This is a genomic window from Falsiroseomonas sp. HW251, from assembly GCF_050563545.1.
Taxonomy (GTDB): Bacteria; Pseudomonadota; Alphaproteobacteria; order Acetobacterales; family Acetobacteraceae; genus Falsiroseomonas.
The window spans coordinates 1-15,984 of sequence record NZ_JBNXUM010000052.1 but is presented as its reverse complement, the minus strand read 5'-3'; the positions used below and the strand labels follow the sequence as shown (position 1 = coordinate 15,984).

Below are 15,984 nucleotides of genomic sequence, written 5' to 3'. Positions count from 1 at the left end.
GTGGTTCATCGCGATGGCTGCGGCGCCGGCGTTGCTGCGGGCGCCGGCTGCTGCTGCTGGTTGCGGCGCTGCTCCGCCTCCAGCTCGCGGCGGCTCTCCGCGTCCCAGGCCGCGCGGTTGTAGGGCGCGTTCACGGCATCCGCCACCGCACGCACCGGCGCCCAGTCCCGCGCGTAGGTCGCGGGCCAGAAGCGGTCGTCGCCGCCGAAGTCGCGCTTCATCGCCTCGGGGAATCGGAAATCGAAGAAGCACTGGCGGATCCGGTCGGCGAGTTCCGGACGCAGGTCATGCGCCAGCGCGAAGGACGAGGTCGGGAAGGGATCGGACTGCCAGATCACTCGGAAGTTCTCGCGCCGCACCTGCCCGCGCAGGATCATCCGGTTGTAGACGTCGGACGCCACCGGCGCCGCGTCGTAGTCGCCGGCATTCACGCCCATCACGCTGCGGTCGTGGCCGCCGGAATAGACGACGCGGTAGTCCGTGTCCGGCGTCAGCCCCAGCGCGGGAAAGAAGGCGCGCGGCGCCAGGTTGCCGGAATTCGACGTCGCCGAGGTGTGCGCGACGCGCCTCCCGCGGAGGTCCGCCGGCGTCTGGAACGGGCTGTCCGCGCGCACGATCAGCGCCACGCGGTAGCTCTCATAGCCCTCCGGCCCGCCCTTCACCGCGAAGGGCACGGCGCCCGCGAGGTTGACGGCGAAGGCCGTTGGCCCCGTCGAGAAGCCCGCGATGTGCAGCCGGCCCGACCGCATCGCCTCGACCTGCGCGGCGTTCGACGTCACCTGGAAATAGACCACGCGCTTGCCCGTGCACTGCGTGAGGTAGTCCAGGAAGGGCCGGAACTGGCTGGCATAGAGCGCGGGGTCCTCGACCGGCGTATAGGCGAAGACCAGCGTCGAGGGATCGCGCTGCCGCGCGCGGTCGGCCGGCACATCGGCCACCATGTCGCGGTTCTCGTCGCAATAGGCGTCGTCCAGCGCGCCGCGGAAGCTGCAGCCGGCTTGCGCGCCCCCCTGGGCCTGCGCGTTCGACCAGGGCATTGCGGCCATCAGCGCCGCGGCGAAGCCCGCCGCGGGCAGCATGCGTCGGATCATGGTGTCTCCTCCTCGTTCTTCCTCGCGGCCAGCAGCGCCTGCGCGAACTCGACGAAGCCGGCGCCGCCGGCGCCGCGCGTGACGAAGGCGGGCGGTGTCGCCATCCCCGGCAGGAACGGCGCGACATTCGCGACACCGACGGAAAGCGGCACCGCGCCGAACATCGGCGCGTCGTTCGGGCTGTCGCCGAGGAAGGCGACCTGGCCGATCACCCGGTCAAGCGGCTGCCACAGCGTGGCGAAGAGGTGCCTGAGGCCCGACAGCTTGTCCCACTCGCCGATCCAGGCGTTGACGTGGATGGAACTCACCTTCGCCGCGGCGCCGCCGGCCCGGAAGATCGCGGCGATGCGCTCGGCGTCGGACAGCGGCAGCGGGCCGGTATCCTCGGCGAAGTCCACCGCGACGTCGAAGGCGCGGAAGGGCTGGTCGGCGGCGATCCGCGCGCCGGGCACGGCGGCCATGGCCTCCGCCGCCAGCGCATCGAGCTTGGCGCGGGCCGCGAGGCGCGTCGCGTCGTCCTGCACGTGGTGCCGGCGCATCCGGCGCGCCGCATGGTCCATCGCGTACCAGAGGGCGCCGTTCTCCCCGACCACGGCGGCGACCGGAAGGAAGCGCGCGATCATGTCGCACCAGCCCGCGGGCCGCCCCGTTACCGGCACGATATGCAGGCCGGCATCGTGCAGCGCCTGCAGCCCCGCATACGCCTCCGCCGTCAGCCTTCCCTCGGTCGTAATGGTGTCGTCGATGTCGGTCAGCACCCAGCGCAGCGCGCGCAGCCTGGCGGACGCCAGGTCGGCGATCGGGCGCGGTGCGGGTCGGGTCAGTCCGTCCATCGGCTTAATGTGGCATGTCGGGCATGGCGTGTGGAAGCAGCCATACCGTCACGATGGCGTCGGCGCCAGGGTCACGACGGTCCCGGCCCGGCCCAGCGCCGCGGCCAGCGCCGCCGGCGGGTCGGCTTCCGTCACCAGGTCGGTCAGCTCGGCCAGCGGGCAGACGCATTCCAGCAGCCCGCGCCCGAATTTTCCGGAGTCTGCCAGCAGCATCCCCCGAGGCGCGCGAGAGAGCATGGCGCGCTTCACCCAGGCCGCGCGGGAGACCGCCTCGCAGGGCCCCTCCTCCGTCAGGCCGGAGGCGCCGATGACCGCGAGGTCGGCGTTGAAGCGGCGGATGAAGCCCTCGGTCTCGGACCCGTAGACGCCGCGTTCCGCCGCGCTGACCTCGCCCGGGCAGAGCAGCACGCGGACCGCCGGCGAGGCCGCGAGCTCCGCCGCCGCGACGAGGGAATTCGTCAGCACCGTCGCCGCGATCCCGCGCGCCGCCAGCGCGCGCGCGAAATGCGCCGTGGTGCTCCCGGCATCCAGCATCAGGACGTCGCCCGCCCCGATCATCGCCGCCGCCGCCGCGCCGATCCGCGCGCGCTCCGCCACCGCCATCCGCTCGCGCGACGACAATTCCGGCTGCAATCCCGCCTGCACGACCGAGGCGCCGCCATAGGTCCGCCGCACCGCGCCCTGGCGCGACAGCTCCTCGATGTCGCGCCGCACCGTCTCGGCCGAGACGCCGAAACCGGCCGCCAGGGCGGAGATCCGCACCGTCGGGTCGGTCGCGAGAGCAGCGAGGATGGATTGGTGGCGCTCGGCCTTGGCCGGGGCGCCCTCCGTTCGTCGGGCCATGTGTGGCACCTACCACATTCCCTGCAGGATGTCTTGCGCCGATCTGCAAAGCCTGGCTATGACGCCCGTGCATCAAGAGTTGGGGCCGCGCCCCGACGCCAACCTGCCTACCCGGGCAAGGTGGCGCCTCCGCCAGGAGGGATGCGGCCCCCGAGGCAACCAAACGGGACCAGCCGCATCGTCAGCGCGCCTCGACCGGACGAGGAGGATGCGATGCTGGATGCGGGCGCTGCCCCCGATCTCGACCTACTGCTCTCGCCCGGCGACGCCGCGGAGTTCGTGGCGATGCGCGACTGGATGCGGCGCGACGGGCGGGTGGAGGCATCCATGCTCTGGGTCGTGGTGCACCGCCGGCACGGCGAGTGGACGCATGCCTATCGTGTGGTGCGCGACCGCCGGCCCGGCCACCTGACCGTCTATCTCGAGCGCGCGGAGCCCGGCGATGCGCGCGCCGCGCTTCGGGCCTGGCTGCTCGAGCGGGGCTGAGCGCCTGGCGCCAGGCGCCCGGCCTCGGCCTCCCAACGCCTGGCGTCGTCCCGCTCGCCCCGCCGCGCGGCGCCCAGGGCCGCCCTGCGGTAGAGATCGGCGGCGAGCGCCGCATCGCCCAGCGCCGCGCGCGCCGCGCCTTCCAGCGCCAGCGCGCGCGACAGGCCGCGGTAGTCCAGCGCCTGCTGGCGCAGCAGCGCCGCCGCGGCCGCGTCGTCGGCGCCGCGCTGGGCATCCCCGCGCAGCAGCGCGACATGGGCGGCAAGCTCGACGGCATCAGCCTGGAAGGCAGGGTCGCCGGCGTCGTGCAGCGCCACCTCGGCGCGCTGCACGCCCGCGACGTCGCCGCGACGCGCCGCGACCAGGCCCAGCAGGAACCACGCACGCTTTGCCGCCGCCGGATCCTCCGCCCCGCGGCGGACGACCTGGCTTGCCAACGCCTCCGCCTGGCCGTCGCGGCCGAGGCGAAGCAGCGCGGTCGCCTCCACCAGCACCAGCCGCGGCGAGGCGGCGCGGTTGCGGCGGGCGAGTTCCTCCCGCACCTCGCGCGCGATCCGTTCCGCCGCCGCGGCGTCGCCCTGGGCGAGGCGCGCCGTCGCCTCGCCGAAAGCCATGTCGGCGATTGCGCCGGCATCGTCGCGTTCCCGGGCGCGGTCCAGCGCGCGGCGATACAGCGTCGCGGCCGAGCCCGGCTCGTCCAGCTCCAGCGCGCGATTGGCCGAGCCCGCGAGCCGCGCCAGCGTCTCGTCCTCGGGCGGGGCGGGATCGCGCACGGCGCAGCCAGCCAGGAGCAGCAGGACCGCCAGCCGCCTCACGGACGGACGCGATCGGCCGCCGGGCGCAGCCTTTCGCGCGGCACGGTCCCGTCGCCGCCGAGCAGCCAATGGCCGCGCAGCTGCGCCGCCAGCAATTCGAGCTCCCGCGCCGTCTCCTGCGCCTGAACGACCAGGCCGGGCAGCGGCTCCGTGCCCTGCTGGATGTTGCGCGTGGTGCTCGGCAGGCTGCGCGTCGCGCGCTCGAGCTGCGCGAGGGTCCGGTCGGCGCGCAGCAGCACCGAGGGCAGCGTGCCGTCCTGCGGCGCGCGGCCGCGCTGCGGCGCGCCGCCGGACAGCGACGCGGTCAGCCCCTGCAGCTCGCGCCCGGCGGCCTGCAGCGTCTCCAGCAGCGCATTGGCGCGGCGCGCGGCTTCCTCCGCCTCGTTCGCCAGGGTCGGATCCGTCAGCAGCCTTCCGACCGTGCCCTCGCCCTTCGGCAGGCGCTCCGCGGCGTCGGCGAAGGCCCGCGTGCCACGCTGCAGATCGTCCAGGATCGGGAAGACGCGGCGGCGCATGTCTTCCAGCAGCGCCCCCGCGGTCTCGGTCGCGGCCTGCTCGACGCGGGCCTCGATCACGGCATGGCCGCCCGCCCAGTCCAGCGGCCCGGCCTCCCCGCGCGAGATGTCGAGATAGGCGGGGCCGGCGACGCCGAAGCGCCGGCGCACGGTGGCGACGCTGTCGGTGCGGATGAAGTTGCGGACCTGGTCGTCGATGCGGAGCTCCGCGCGTATGCGCCCCTCCGGCGCGACGATAACTTCCCGCACCGTGCCAGCGCGGATGCCCAGCACCTCGGCCTCCGAGCCCGAGGAGAGGCCCGCCACGCCGCCTTCCTGCGGCATCAGCACGGTCAGGCGGGATCCGGCGGCGAACCACTGGCTGATCACGCTGCGCTCGAAGGCGATGGCGAGAAAGACGCCGATCGCCAGCAGCACCAGCGCGCCGACCCAGCGGTCGGTATGGCGCAGACGGACGCGATCCTCCTCCGTCATGCCGGGACGAGCCCGCGGCGGTGCAGCTCGAAGCGCTGCGTCGCGCCGAAGGACGGATCTTCCCAGGCGCGGTGCGAGCGCGTGGTCCAGAGCGCGGCGGCGCCGCGGCCCAGCACGCCGTCCAGCCGGCGGCGGAGCGGTTCGACCAGCGTGTCGGCGGCCTCGGCGTCCAGCGGGCTTTCCAGCAGCAGCAGGTCCGGCTTGCCGAGGAAGGCGCGCGCGCAGCCGACGCGGGCGAGGTCCAGGCGCGAGAGCTCGTGCGGCGAGACCGCGGGGATCCCGTCCAGGCCGAAGTGGCGGCAGAGCGCCTCGGCCTCGGCGCGCAACGCGGCACCGTCGGTCTCGCCGTGGTGACGGCGGGCGAGCAGCAGGGAGTCCTCGACGGGCAGGTGCGGCAGCCAGCCATCCTCGCCGGGCGCGATCCCGATGCGCGCGCGCAGCGGCTCGGCCCGACGGCGGGGCAGCGTCGTCATGTCCTCTCCAAGCAGGACGACGCGGCCCTCGGCGAGCGGCGGGATGCCGGCGCAGAGCTCGGTCAGCGCGCGCGCCATGCCCTGGTCCGCGGCGCGCACCAGGCAGAGGTCGCCAGGCTCCAGCGCCAGCGTCATCGGCGCCTCGAGCGGCGAGACGTCGTCGTCGAGCGGCCTTGCGCCTTCCAGGCGGAGGACACTCATGTCAGCGTCACCGTCAGCACGAAGCTCGTCACCAGCACCGCGGTCAGTCCGCGCACGAAGCCGCGCGGCAGCAGGTAGGACGGCGTGTCGCGCGCGGTGGCCGACATCCCCGTGATCGCGGACATCAGCGCCACCAGCGCGCCGATCAGCGTCAGCTTCGCCGCCAGGATCGCGAAGTCGCGGCGTTCCGTCGCGGCGATGACGTTCTCGAAGAAGCCGACCTGGGACGTGCGCAGCAGCCCCAGGAACTCCGCCGCCAGCCAGCCCGTGCCGAGCGTGACGGCGAGGAAGATCACGCCGAGCGTGAAGCCCGCGACGGCCAGCGCCAGCACCCTGGGCAGCACCAGCAGCGTGAACGGGTCGATGCCCTGCGCCTCCAGCAGGCGGAGCTGGCCGGCGGCCTTGATGGCGCCGAACTCCACGACGGTGACGGTGCCGCTGCGGCCGAGCAGGATCAGGCCGACCAGGATCGGCGCGGTCTCCCGCACCAGCACAGTGACCAGGATGCGCCCGGCCAGGCCTTCCTGGCCGAGGAAGGACAGCCAGGAGATCGCCTGGTAGACCGCGCCGAGGCCGACCAGCACGCCAGTGACCAGCACCGTGAGCAGCCCGCCGAGCAGCGCGAGCCGCAACTCCCGCCGGAACTCGGCGCGCACGGTCGGATGCCGCCAGGTCGAGGGCCGCGCGCCTTCCGCGACAACGCCGAGCGCCAGGGCGGCGGCGGCCAGCGCAACCTGCAAACCGCGTCGCGGTGGCGCGCCGAGGCTTTCCAGCAGCCGCGGCAGCAAAGCCGTGCCATGGGTTGCGGACACGCCAAGGCCCTCCCTGCCGTATGCAGCCGATACGCGGCGCGACGGCCGGTGGTTCCCCGCCCGGTCCGGTCAGCCGCCCCGGCTGCGCACGCGTTCGCGATGGGCGGTGTAGAGGCCGCTCGCCGCGATCACGGCCGCGCCGAGCAGCGTCCAGCCATCCGGCACGTTGCCGAACACCACGAGGCCGAGCAGGCCGGAGGTCAGGAGCTGCGCGTAGGAGAAGGGCGCGAGCACCGTCGCCGGCGCCGAGCGGAAGGCGAGCACGACCAGATATTGCGCGGCGGAGGAGACCAGCCCGATCAGCAGGCCGAGCCCGATCTGGCCGGCGTCCGGCATTGCGAGATGCCCGCCGAACAGGAAGGTCGCGGGCAGCAGCAGGCTGGTCACCACGAAGCCGACACTGGCCGTCCAGAGCAGCGTGGTCTGCGGCGGATCGAGCGTGCCCATCTTCCGCGTCACGACCAGCGCCGAGGCCCAGGACGCGGCCGAGGCCGCGGGCAGCAAGGCCGCCGGCGTGAAGACGTCGCTGCCGGGGCGGACGATGATCAGCATCCCGGCCAGGCCGGCGGCGATCGCGGACCAGCGGCGCCAGCCCACGCGCTCCTTCAGGAAGATCATGGACAGCACGGTCACGAAGACCGGCGAGACGAAGCTGAGCGAGGTCGCCTCGGCCATCGGCAGGCTCTGCAGGGCCATGATGAACAGGATCGCCGATCCCACCACGCCGAAGCCGCGCAGAACCTGCAGCCGCGGCGCGCGCGTGCGCAGGAGCCCCGACCCGCCGCGGCGCATCAGCGGCAGCAACGCCAACCCGAAGAAGGCGAGGTAGCGCAGCCACGCGATCTCCGGCGCCGGCAGGCTGCGGCCGAGATACTTCGCCATGGCGTCGGAGCAGGAGAAGAGCGCGATCGCTGTCAGCAGCAGCGGGATGCCGCGCATCGGATCGTCGCGCCGCCCTGTCGGCGGGTCGGACATGGACGCAAGCAATGCACGCCCGGTCCCGCGCGGTCCATCCGCAAGCACGGGACGAGGGCATGCGCGGTGCGCACGGGGTGGCGGGACGGCAGGGCCGCCCCTAGATTGAGGGCCCTCCCCCAGGCTGCCGAGGACGCCTCTTGTCGCCACTGCCCCCGACCGCGAAGCCGCTCGATCCCGCGAAGTTCCGGAATCCCGAACTGACGGCGAAGGGGGAGCGGCGCGCGACGGTCGCGCTGGCGGCGCTCGGCACGCTCTGGGTGAACACCGGGACGCTCTGCAACATCGCCTGCGCGAACTGCTACATCGAGAGCAGCCCGCGCAACGACGCACTATCCTACATCGCCGCCGCCGAGGTCACCGCCTATCTGGATGAGGCCGCGACGCTGCGGCTGCCGCTCGAAGAGGTCGGCTTCACCGGCGGCGAGCCCTTCATGAACCCGGACCTGGTACCGATGCTCGCCGACGTGCTATCGCGGCCGGGGCTGCGGGCGATCGTCCTGACCAATGCGATGCAGCCGATGCGCCGCTACGCCGGCGACCTGCTCGCGCTGAAGGACCGCTTCGGGACGGAGCGGCTGACGATCCGGGTCAGCCTCGATCACCACGACGCGACGCATCACGACGTCGAGCGCGGCGAGGGCAGCTTCGCGAAGACGATTGAGGGGCTGGAATGGCTCGCGCGGCAGGGCTTCGCGCTGCATGTCGCGGGCCGGCGGACCTTCGGCGGCGAGAACGAGGCGAGCCTGCGCGCGGGCTTCGGCGCGCTCTTCGCCCGGCACGGGATCGGCGTGGATGCGCAGGATCCGGTCGCGCTGATGCTCTTCCCCGAGATGGATGCTCGCGCCGACGTGCCGGAGATCACGGAGGCCTGCTGGGGCATCCTGGGCAAGTCGCCGGAGAGCGTCATGTGCGCGTCCTCGCGCATGGTGGTGAAGCGCAAGGGCGCGGCGCGGCCGGCCGTGGTCGCCTGCACGCTGCTGCCCTACGACCCGGCCTTCGAACTCGGCGCGACGCTGGAGGAGGCTTCGCGGCCCGTGGCGCTGAACCATCCGCATTGCGCGAAGTTCTGCGTCCTCGGCGGCGCGGCCTGCTCGCGCTGACGCCATGGCCTTCGACGTCCTGCCCGGCCTCGGCCGGCCTTTCCGGCGCGTCGAGGATCCGCGGCTGCTGACCGGCGGCGGCCGCTACACCGCCGATCTGGTGCCGCCGGGCGTGCTGCATGCGGTGTTCCTGCGCTCGCCTTACGCGCATGCGCGGGTGCTGGGCGTGGACGCCGCGGCCGCGCGCGCCATGCCAGGCGTCGCGGCGGTGATCACGGCCGAGGATGCCGCCGCCCTCGGCCACAATCCCGCGCTGACCGAGATCCGCTTCCCCGATGGCCGCCGCCATGTCGAGCCGCCGCGGCTGCCCATTTCGCAGGGGCGCGTGCGGCATGTCGGCGAGATCGTGGCGATGCTGGTCGCGGAAACGCCGGCCCAGGCGCGCGACGCGGCCGAGGCGGTGATGGTGGACTACGATCCCCTGCCCGCCGTGACGGACGCCGAGGCCGCGCTGCGTCCCGGCGCGCCGCTGCTGCATGACGAGGCGCCACGCAACCTGGTCTGCGACTGGCGCAAGGGCGATGCCTCGGCCGTAGAGGCGGCGATCGCGCGGGCAGCGCATGTTACGCGGCTCGCGATGCGCTCCCCGCGCATCGTCGCGGGCTACCTCGAGACCCGCGCTGCGCTGGCCGAATGGGACGCGGGACGCGTGACGCTGACCACGCCGTCGCAGGGCGTGCACGTCCTGCACCGCATGCTGTGCGACCATATCCTGGGCTGGCCGCGGGAGAGGCTGCGGGTGGTCACGCCCGATGTCGGCGGCGGCTTCGGGCCGAAGCTGCCGCCCTATCCCGAACAGGCGCTGGTCTGCCTGGCGGCCGACCGGCTGCGACGCGGCGTCTTCTGGGTGCAGGACCGCAGCGAGCATCACCTCGGCGACACGCATGCGCGCGACCTCGTCGCGGAGATCACGCTGGCGCTGGACGCAGAGGGCCGGTTCACCGCGGTGAAGGTGCAGGCCGTTGCGAATTTCGGGGCCTATGTGTCCAGCGTGAACCCCACCATCCCGACCGGCGGCATGGCAAAGGTGCTGACCGGCCTCTACGACATCCCGGCGGCCTCCATCGCGATGCGCTGCGCCTTCACCAACACCGTGCCCGTGGATGCCGTGCGCGGTGCCGGCAAGCCGGAGACGCTGGTGCTGCTGGAACGCGCGGTGGACCACGCGGCGCGCGAGACCGGACGCGATCCCGTGGCGCTGCGGCGGCTGAACCTGGTGCGGGCGTTCCCGTACCGCACGGCGCTCGGCTACGATTACGACAGCGGGGACTACCAGGCGCTGATGGACGCGGCGCTGCGGGAGGCCGACGATGCCGGCTATGCCGCGCGGAAGGCGGCGTCGCGCGCGAATGGCAGGCTGCGCGGACGCGGCCTGTCGTGCCATCTGCATGGCTCCGGCGGCTGGGGCGACGAGACCTCCATCGTGCAGGTCCTGCCGGACGGCACGATCGAGGCGCGGACCGGGACGCAGAACCAGGGCCAGGGTCACGGCACCGTCTATGCCCAGGTGATCGCGGCGGCCTTCGGGGTGACGCCCGACCGCGTGCGGATCGTGCAGGGCGACAGCGACCGCATCCCACGCGGCGGCGGGACCGGCGGGTCGTCCTCCACCATCATCTCCTCCACCACGCTGTCGCGCGCGGCGGAGGCCGCGGTGGAGAGCGGGAAGGAGACAGCGGCAAGGCTGCTGGAAGCGGCGGCGGTGGACATCGAATGGCAGGCCGGGCGCTACGTCATCGCCGGGACGGATCGCAGCGTGTCCGTCTTCGATGTTGCGAGGGAAGCCGGCGCGCTGGAAGGCCGGGCGGATTTCGCGGACACCGTGGTGACCTGGCCGGCAGGGGTCGCGGTGGCCGAGGTCGAGGTGGATGCGGAGACCGGCGCCGTGACGCTGGACCGCTTCGGATGTTCCGTGGATGCGGGGGTGGTGGTGAACCCGCTGCTGCTGGCCGGGCAGCTGCATGGCGGCTTCGCCGCGGGGATCGGCCAGGCGCTGATGGAGGAGGCGCGCTACGATGGGGATGGTCAGCTGCTGACGGCGACGCTGATGGACTATGCGATGCCGCGGGCGGGGGACCTGCCGGCCTTCGCGCATGCGCTGGAGGGCGTGCCCTCGCCGAACAACGCGCTGGGCATCAAGGGCGTGGGCGAGCTGCCGACCAACGGCGCGCCGGCGGCGGTGGCGAATGCGGTCGCCGACGCGGTCGGCGCGCATGTGGAACTGCCGATGACGGCGGAGAAAGTGTTCCGAGCGCTGCGGGCGTCCTGAAGCCCTCTCCCCTCCTTATGGGGGAGAGGGTTGGGTGAGGAGGAAGCGCAAGACGACGAGAGCGCTCATCCACCGCCGCGCCCCCCTCACCCATCCCTCTCCCCCCGTTGGGGGAGAGGGCTTCAGGAAAGCGGGGTACGGCGTGGCCGCCTCAGTGCGCGCCACCCATCGCGGCCGGGTTCGGCTTGCGCAGCAGGAAGACCAGCGGGATGGCGCAGAAGAACAGCAGCGCCATCAGCACCAGCACGTCGTTGTAGGCCAGGATCAGCGCCTCCCGCTGCACCAGCGCATAGACGCGGCGCAGCGCGGCGGTCGCCGCGTCGGCGTCGGACAGGCGCTGCCCCAGCGCGCTGGTCATCTGGTCCACGAAGTTGGTCGCCCCCGTCCGCGCCCAGCTCACCTGTTCGCCGAGTTGCACGCGATGGAGATAGCCGCGGTCCTGCACCAGCGTGTTGATCAGCGCGAGCCCGACCGCGCCGCCGAGGTTCCGCGTGAGGTTATAGAGCCCCGATGCGTTCTTCAGCATGGAGGGCGCGAGCGTCCCCAGCGCGAACTGGTTGACAGGGAGCATGGTGAACATCATCGCGAAGCCACGCAGCCCCAGCGGGAAGGCGAGCTCGGGGAAGGCGCTCTGCGCCGTCAGGCGCGCGGTGAGCCAGACCGCGACGCCGAACATCGCAAGCCCGAGCGCCAGCATGATCCTCATGTCCATCACACGCGCGAGCCGACCGGCGATCGGCGCGCCGGCGAACATGCAGGCGCCGGTGATGAACATCACCTCGCCGATCTGGAGCGAGTCGTAGCCCCGTACGCGGCCGAGGAAGAGCGGGATCAGGTAGACCGAGCCATAGAGCCCGATGCCGACGGTGAAGCTGAAGAGGCTGCCGATGGCGAAGTTGCGGTCGGTGAAGGCGCGGAGCTCCACGATGGGGTCCTTCACCGTCAGCGTGCGCCAGAAGAAGCCGATGCCGGCCGCCGCGGCGACCAGGGCGAAGCCGCGCACGGTCTCGTCCGCCAGCCAGTCCCAGCGCGGGCCTTCCTCCATCACGTATTCGAGGCTCGCGAGGAAGACCGCCATCAGCCCGAGTCCCCACCAGTCGAAGCGCGCCAGCACCGACCGGTCGGGCCTGTCGATGTCGAGCGTGGACCACACCGCGAAGGCGACCAGCGCGCCGACCGGCACGTTGATCAGGAACAGCCAGTGCCAGGAAAACGCCTGAGTGAGATACCCGCCGAGCGTCGGGCCGATCGTCGGCGCCAGCGTCGCAGTCAGGCCGATCAGAACCGACATCCGCACGCGCTGCGGCCCGCGGAACAGCAGGAAGGACGTCGCGAAGACCGTCGGGATCATCGCCCCGCCCAGGAAGCCCTGCAGCGCGCGGAAGACGATCATCATCGGCAGGCTGGTCGCGAAGGCACAAAGGAAGGACGACGCCGTGAAGCCCAGTGCCGAAAGCGTGAACAGCACCCGCGTGGAGAGCATCCGCGACAGCGTGCCCGACAGCGGGATCATGACGATCTCCGCGATCAGGTAGCTTGTCTGGATCCAGCTCGCCTCGTCGGGGCTGGCTGAAAGCCCCGCCTGGATCTCGCTGATCGAGGCCGCGACGATCTGGATGTCCAGGATGGCCATGAACATCCCGAAGACCATCGCCATGAAGCCGATGAATTCGGCGCGCCCGACCGCGGGCGCCGCGGAAGGCGCGCCTGCGGTCGTGGCGCTCATCGGTCGAACAGGCCCCGGACGGTGGCGGCCGCGGCACCGAAGACGCCGCGCGGCGCATCTGGGTTTTCGCGCGTGTCCACCTCGGCCTCGACCGACAGGCCGGGGCGCAGCAGAGCCAGGCGCTCCGTGTCTTCCGGCGCGATGGCGACGCGCACGGGCACGCGCTGCACGATCTTGGTGAAGTTGCCGGTCGCGTTCTCCGGCGGCAGCAGGCTGAACAGGCTGCCCGTCGCGGGCGCCAGGCTCTCGACGCGGCCGCGCAGTTCGAGGCCCGGCAGCGCGTCCACCGTCACGATCACGGGCTGGCCGACGCGCATGCGGGTCAGCTGCGTTTCCTTGAAGTTCGCCAGGACCCATTGCCGCTCCGGCGGCGGCGCGACGGCAATGAGCTGCTGGCCCGCGCGGACGTGCTGGCCGAGCTGCGCGGCGCGGTTGCCGACGATGCCCTCGAAGGGCGCGCGGATGACCGTGTAGTCCAGCGCGTTCTTCGCGAGGTCGCGCGAGGCGATCGCGGACAGCCGCCGCGCCTCGGCCTGGCGGCGGTTCGCTTCCAGCACCGGCAGCGCCTGGCGCTGAACGGCAAGCTGGGCCTGGTTGGCGGCGACCGCGGCCTCGGCCTTGCGGAGGTCGGCCACCGCCTGGTCCACGGACTGGCGGGACGCGTAGTTGCCGCGCACCAGCTCCTGCGCGCGGGCGGCGTCGGTTGCGGCGCGCTGGCGCTCCGCCTCGGCGGAGGCGACCTGCGCCTCGGCAGCCGTGACCTGGGCGCGCTGCTGGGCGATCTGCTCGCCGAAGGTGGCGATGGCCGCCTCGGATTCCGCCACATTGGCCTCGGCTTGCGCGAGCCGCGCCTGCCAGTCCTGCTGCTCCAACCGGATCAGCGGCTGGCCGGCCTGGACGCGCTGGTTGTCGGTCACCAGGATCTCGGCGACATCGCCCTCGATGCGAGAGGACAGCACGGCGATGTCGCCGGCGATCGTCGCGTTGTCGGTGCTCATCAGGAAACGCGCCGTGGTCCACCACCAGGTGCCGCCGACCGCGGCCGCGGCCAGCGCGATCAGGAGCAGGAAGGGGCGCAGCCGGCGGAACAGGCTCTTCCGCGGCAGGGGCTCGGCGGGGCCGACGGGGGACAGCAACCCGTCCCTGGGCGCTTCCTTGGTTCGGCTTTCGGGGGAGATGGCGTTCATCGAGGCTTCCAAACTGAACGGTTCAGTCTAGTTAGGGGAGGTTTACGCCTTGGCAAGCCCCAACGCAAGCCGGAACTGAACGGTTCAGTTTAGCCTTGTCTCGCCGCGCCGCCCTCGCCAGATTGCGGCCATGTCCACGGCCCTCGCCGAAGCGCCCCCGCCGGTCTCCCGCATTCTCTCGCGCAAGCGCCGCGCCATCCTGGATGCGGCAGCCCTGCTGTTCTGCGGCCAGGGCTATGGCGCGGTGTCCATGGACGCCGTCGCCAAGGCCGCCGGCGTGTCCAAGGCCACGCTCTACGCGCATTTCACCGGCAAGGACGCGCTGTTCGCAGAGATCGTGGCCGAGCGGCTCGCCCAGGTCCGGGCCGAGACCGAGGCCCAGGCCCCGCACGACCTGCCGCCCGCCGAGGCGCTGCGGGCGATGGGCCGGCACTGGCTGCGCTTCATGCTCGCGCCGCGGACGCTCGCGATCTACCGCATCGTGATCGGGGAGGGCGCGCGATTCCCGGACCTCGCCCGCGCCTTCCACGCCGCCGGCCCGAACCAGGGCCGGGCCTGGCTGACCGGCTGGATCGCCGAGGAGGTGTCGCGCGGACGGCTGCGCGCGGACGCCGATCCCCGCCTGGCGGCGGAGCAGATGATCGGGCTGCTGCGCGGAGACCTTTACCTCCGCTCGGTGCTCGGCCTGGCGGGCGAGCCGACGGAGGCCGAGATCGCGGCGGTGGTGGACGCGGCGTCGGACACCTTCCTCCGCGCCTTTGCGGCCCCCTCCCCCGCCGCCTGAGCGCGGAGTAGGAGTGTCACCCGCTTTCTCCAACGGAGACGTCGCATGAAGCTGACCTGGTTCGGCCACTCCGCCTACCGCCTCGAATTCGGCACGTCGGTCGTGATGATCGACCCCTTCCTGACCGGCAATCCCGTCTTCGACGGCGATCCCGTCGCCGCGTCCGCGGGGGCGACGCATGTGCTGCTCACCCACGGCCATGCCGACCACGTCGGCGATGCGCTTGCGATCTCGCAGCGCACCGGTGCGAAGGTCGTCGCGAACTACGAGATCTGCATGTGGCTGGGGAAGAAGGGCCTGACAGCCATGGACCCCATGAATTCCGGCGGCACTACCGACCAGGGCGACTTCACGGCGACGCTGACGATCGCCTTCCACTCGAGCTCCGTCATGGACGATGACGGCATCACGCACGACCTCGGCCTGCCGCACGGCATCGTGGTCACGCCGAAGGACCCGGGAGAGCCGACGCTCTATCACATGGGCGACACCGAGGTGTTCTCCGACATGGCGCTGATCGACGAGCTGCACCGCCCCTCCGTCGCCATCGTGCCGGTCGGCGATCGCTTCACCATGGACGGCAAGCGCGCCGCGCTGGCGGTCCGGCGCTTCCTGCCGACCGTGCGGACTGCCATCCCGTGCCATTGGGGCACCTTCGGCCTGCTCCAGCAGACCCCGGACGCCTTCATCAAGGCCATGGAAGGCGCGGAGGCCCGGGTCGTCGTCCCGGAGAAGGGCGTGGCCATGACGCTTTGATCTGCCGTGGTGGCAGGGGCTCCCCTGCCCCGCCGGTAGGGGCAACGGAAAATTTGTTCGCGCCGACGCGACGAACCGTGGCGGCTCCGCGTTAAGTCTGTTATGTTTTCCATATTGCGACGGGTTCCCGATACGGAATCGGGTGAAAGATTGAGGACCGTGCCGTGAGGGTCCTTCCTGTCATCGCCTTGATACCGACGCTGTCCTCCCCGGCAGCAACGCCGGAGGTCGCGCGGCATCGCACCGCCGGGTCCGACTTCCCGGTCGCCTCCGCGGTCGAGGTTCAGGGCAACGTGTCCATGGTGCACCTGTCCGGCGTCTCGCCGCCGCTGTCGCGCAGCGATCTCGGCGACACGCGGGCGCAGACCATGTCCGTGCTCGGCACGATCGAGGCGACGCTGCACCGGCTGCAGCTCGACCTCGGCGACATCGTGCGGATGCAGGTCTTCCTGGTCGGCGATCCCCTGAAGGACGGCCGGATGGATTTCGAGGGCTTCATGGAAGCCTACCGCACCTTCTTCGGCACCCCGATCCAGCCCAACCTGCCGGTCCGCACGGTCTTCCAGGTTGCGGCGCTGTCCAACCCCGACTGGCTGGTCGAGATCGAGGTCAGCGCCGCCCGGCCGCGCAAAGCCGCCTAG

General features: G+C 72.3%; 16 protein-coding genes and 1 riboswitch. Of the genes, 6 read left to right on the top strand and 10 right to left on the bottom strand.

The window, feature by feature from the left end; translation table 11 throughout:
* Positions 1 to 5: 5 nt before the first annotated feature.
* From phnD to ACLF3M_RS33700, 3 genes are read right to left on the bottom strand one after another with little or no spacing between them, the layout of a single operon-like run.
* The gene (gene phnD, locus ACLF3M_RS33710; RefSeq protein ID WP_430661408.1) at positions 6 to 1,091 is read right to left on the bottom strand and encodes a phosphate/phosphite/phosphonate ABC transporter substrate-binding protein; all 1,086 of its coding nucleotides are present in this window, start codon (positions 1,089 to 1,091) and stop codon (positions 6 to 8) included.
* On the bottom strand, positions 1,088 to 1,924 hold the full coding sequence (locus ACLF3M_RS33705; RefSeq protein WP_430661407.1) for an HAD family hydrolase: 837 nt from the start codon (positions 1,922 to 1,924) through the stop codon (positions 1,088 to 1,090). The genes phnD and ACLF3M_RS33705 overlap by 4 nt, the downstream gene beginning before the upstream one ends.
* A 48-nt stretch (positions 1,925 to 1,972) precedes the next feature.
* Positions 1,973 to 2,767, bottom strand: coding sequence for a DeoR/GlpR family DNA-binding transcription regulator (locus ACLF3M_RS33700; RefSeq protein WP_430661406.1), 795 nt, complete (start codon positions 2,765 to 2,767; stop codon positions 1,973 to 1,975).
* A 64-nt stretch (positions 2,768 to 2,831) separates the two neighbouring features.
* Positions 2,832 to 2,940: riboswitch (SAM-I-IV-variant riboswitch) on the top strand.
* A gap of 40 nt (positions 2,941 to 2,980) precedes the next feature.
* Here ACLF3M_RS33700 and ACLF3M_RS33695 point away from each other — a divergent pair.
* Complete coding sequence (locus ACLF3M_RS33695) at positions 2,981 to 3,253, top strand: hypothetical protein (RefSeq protein WP_430661405.1); 273 nt, start codon at positions 2,981 to 2,983, stop codon at positions 3,251 to 3,253.
* Here the strand turns inward: ACLF3M_RS33695 and ACLF3M_RS33690 are convergent.
* The 5 genes from ACLF3M_RS33690 to ACLF3M_RS33670 form a co-directional block, all read right to left on the bottom strand.
* On the bottom strand, positions 3,184 to 4,068 hold the full coding sequence (locus ACLF3M_RS33690) for a hypothetical protein (protein WP_430661404.1): 885 nt from the start codon (positions 4,066 to 4,068) through the stop codon (positions 3,184 to 3,186). The genes ACLF3M_RS33695 and ACLF3M_RS33690 overlap by 70 nt on opposite strands.
* Positions 4,065 to 5,057, bottom strand: coding sequence for an MlaD family protein (locus ACLF3M_RS33685; RefSeq protein WP_430661403.1), 993 nt, complete (start codon positions 5,055 to 5,057; stop codon positions 4,065 to 4,067). The genes ACLF3M_RS33690 and ACLF3M_RS33685 overlap by 4 nt, the downstream gene beginning before the upstream one ends.
* Positions 5,054 to 5,731 carry an ATP-binding cassette domain-containing protein gene (locus ACLF3M_RS33680; RefSeq protein WP_430661402.1) on the bottom strand — a complete coding sequence of 226 codons (678 nt, stop codon included), beginning with the start codon at positions 5,729 to 5,731 and terminating at the stop codon, positions 5,054 to 5,056. Before ACLF3M_RS33680 ends, ACLF3M_RS33685 begins: the two co-directional genes overlap by 4 nt.
* Positions 5,728 to 6,543: an ABC transporter permease gene (locus tag ACLF3M_RS33675; RefSeq protein ID WP_430661401.1), complete on the bottom strand. Its 816-nt coding sequence runs from the start codon at positions 6,541 to 6,543 to the stop codon at positions 5,728 to 5,730. Before ACLF3M_RS33675 ends, ACLF3M_RS33680 begins: the two co-directional genes overlap by 4 nt.
* 69 nt (positions 6,544 to 6,612) lie before the next feature.
* Positions 6,613 to 7,518, bottom strand: a complete 906-nt coding sequence (locus ACLF3M_RS33670; protein ID WP_430661400.1) for a DMT family transporter — start codon at positions 7,516 to 7,518, stop codon at positions 6,613 to 6,615.
* A 140-nt stretch (positions 7,519 to 7,658) separates the two neighbouring features.
* On the opposite strand from ACLF3M_RS33670, the gene ACLF3M_RS33665 reads away from it, so the two are divergent.
* Both ACLF3M_RS33665 and ACLF3M_RS33660 read left to right on the top strand, forming a co-directional pair.
* Positions 7,659 to 8,621: a radical SAM protein gene (locus ACLF3M_RS33665; protein WP_430661399.1), complete on the top strand. Its 963-nt coding sequence runs from the start codon at positions 7,659 to 7,661 to the stop codon at positions 8,619 to 8,621.
* Between the two features lie 4 nt (positions 8,622 to 8,625).
* Entirely contained in the window at positions 8,626 to 10,890 is a 2,265-nt protein-coding gene (locus ACLF3M_RS33660) for a xanthine dehydrogenase family protein molybdopterin-binding subunit (RefSeq protein ID WP_430661398.1), read from the top strand.
* 151 nt (positions 10,891 to 11,041) lie between these two features.
* On the opposite strand, the gene ACLF3M_RS33655 is transcribed toward ACLF3M_RS33660, so the two are convergent.
* Both ACLF3M_RS33655 and ACLF3M_RS33650 read right to left on the bottom strand, forming a co-directional pair.
* On the bottom strand, positions 11,042 to 12,616 hold the full coding sequence (locus ACLF3M_RS33655) for a DHA2 family efflux MFS transporter permease subunit (protein WP_430661397.1): 1,575 nt from the start codon (positions 12,614 to 12,616) through the stop codon (positions 11,042 to 11,044).
* Positions 12,613 to 13,803, bottom strand: a complete 1,191-nt coding sequence (locus tag ACLF3M_RS33650) for an HlyD family secretion protein (protein ID WP_430661396.1) — start codon at positions 13,801 to 13,803, stop codon at positions 12,613 to 12,615. Before ACLF3M_RS33650 ends, ACLF3M_RS33655 begins: the two co-directional genes overlap by 4 nt.
* Before the next feature lie 130 nt (positions 13,804 to 13,933).
* On the opposite strand from ACLF3M_RS33650, the gene ACLF3M_RS33645 reads away from it, so the two are divergent.
* From ACLF3M_RS33645 to ACLF3M_RS33635, 3 genes are all read left to right on the top strand, one after another.
* The gene (locus ACLF3M_RS33645) at positions 13,934 to 14,587 is read left to right on the top strand and encodes a TetR/AcrR family transcriptional regulator (protein ID WP_430661395.1); all 654 of its coding nucleotides are present in this window, start codon (positions 13,934 to 13,936) and stop codon (positions 14,585 to 14,587) included.
* 45 nt (positions 14,588 to 14,632) lie between these two features.
* A complete protein-coding gene (locus tag ACLF3M_RS33640; protein WP_430661394.1) occupies positions 14,633 to 15,343 on the top strand; it encodes a metal-dependent hydrolase in 711 nt (236 codons plus the stop codon).
* A gap of 164 nt (positions 15,344 to 15,507) precedes the next feature.
* Positions 15,508 to 15,984 (top strand): RidA family protein, encoded by a 477-nt coding sequence (locus ACLF3M_RS33635; protein ID WP_430661393.1) that lies wholly within the window; start codon positions 15,508 to 15,510, stop codon positions 15,982 to 15,984.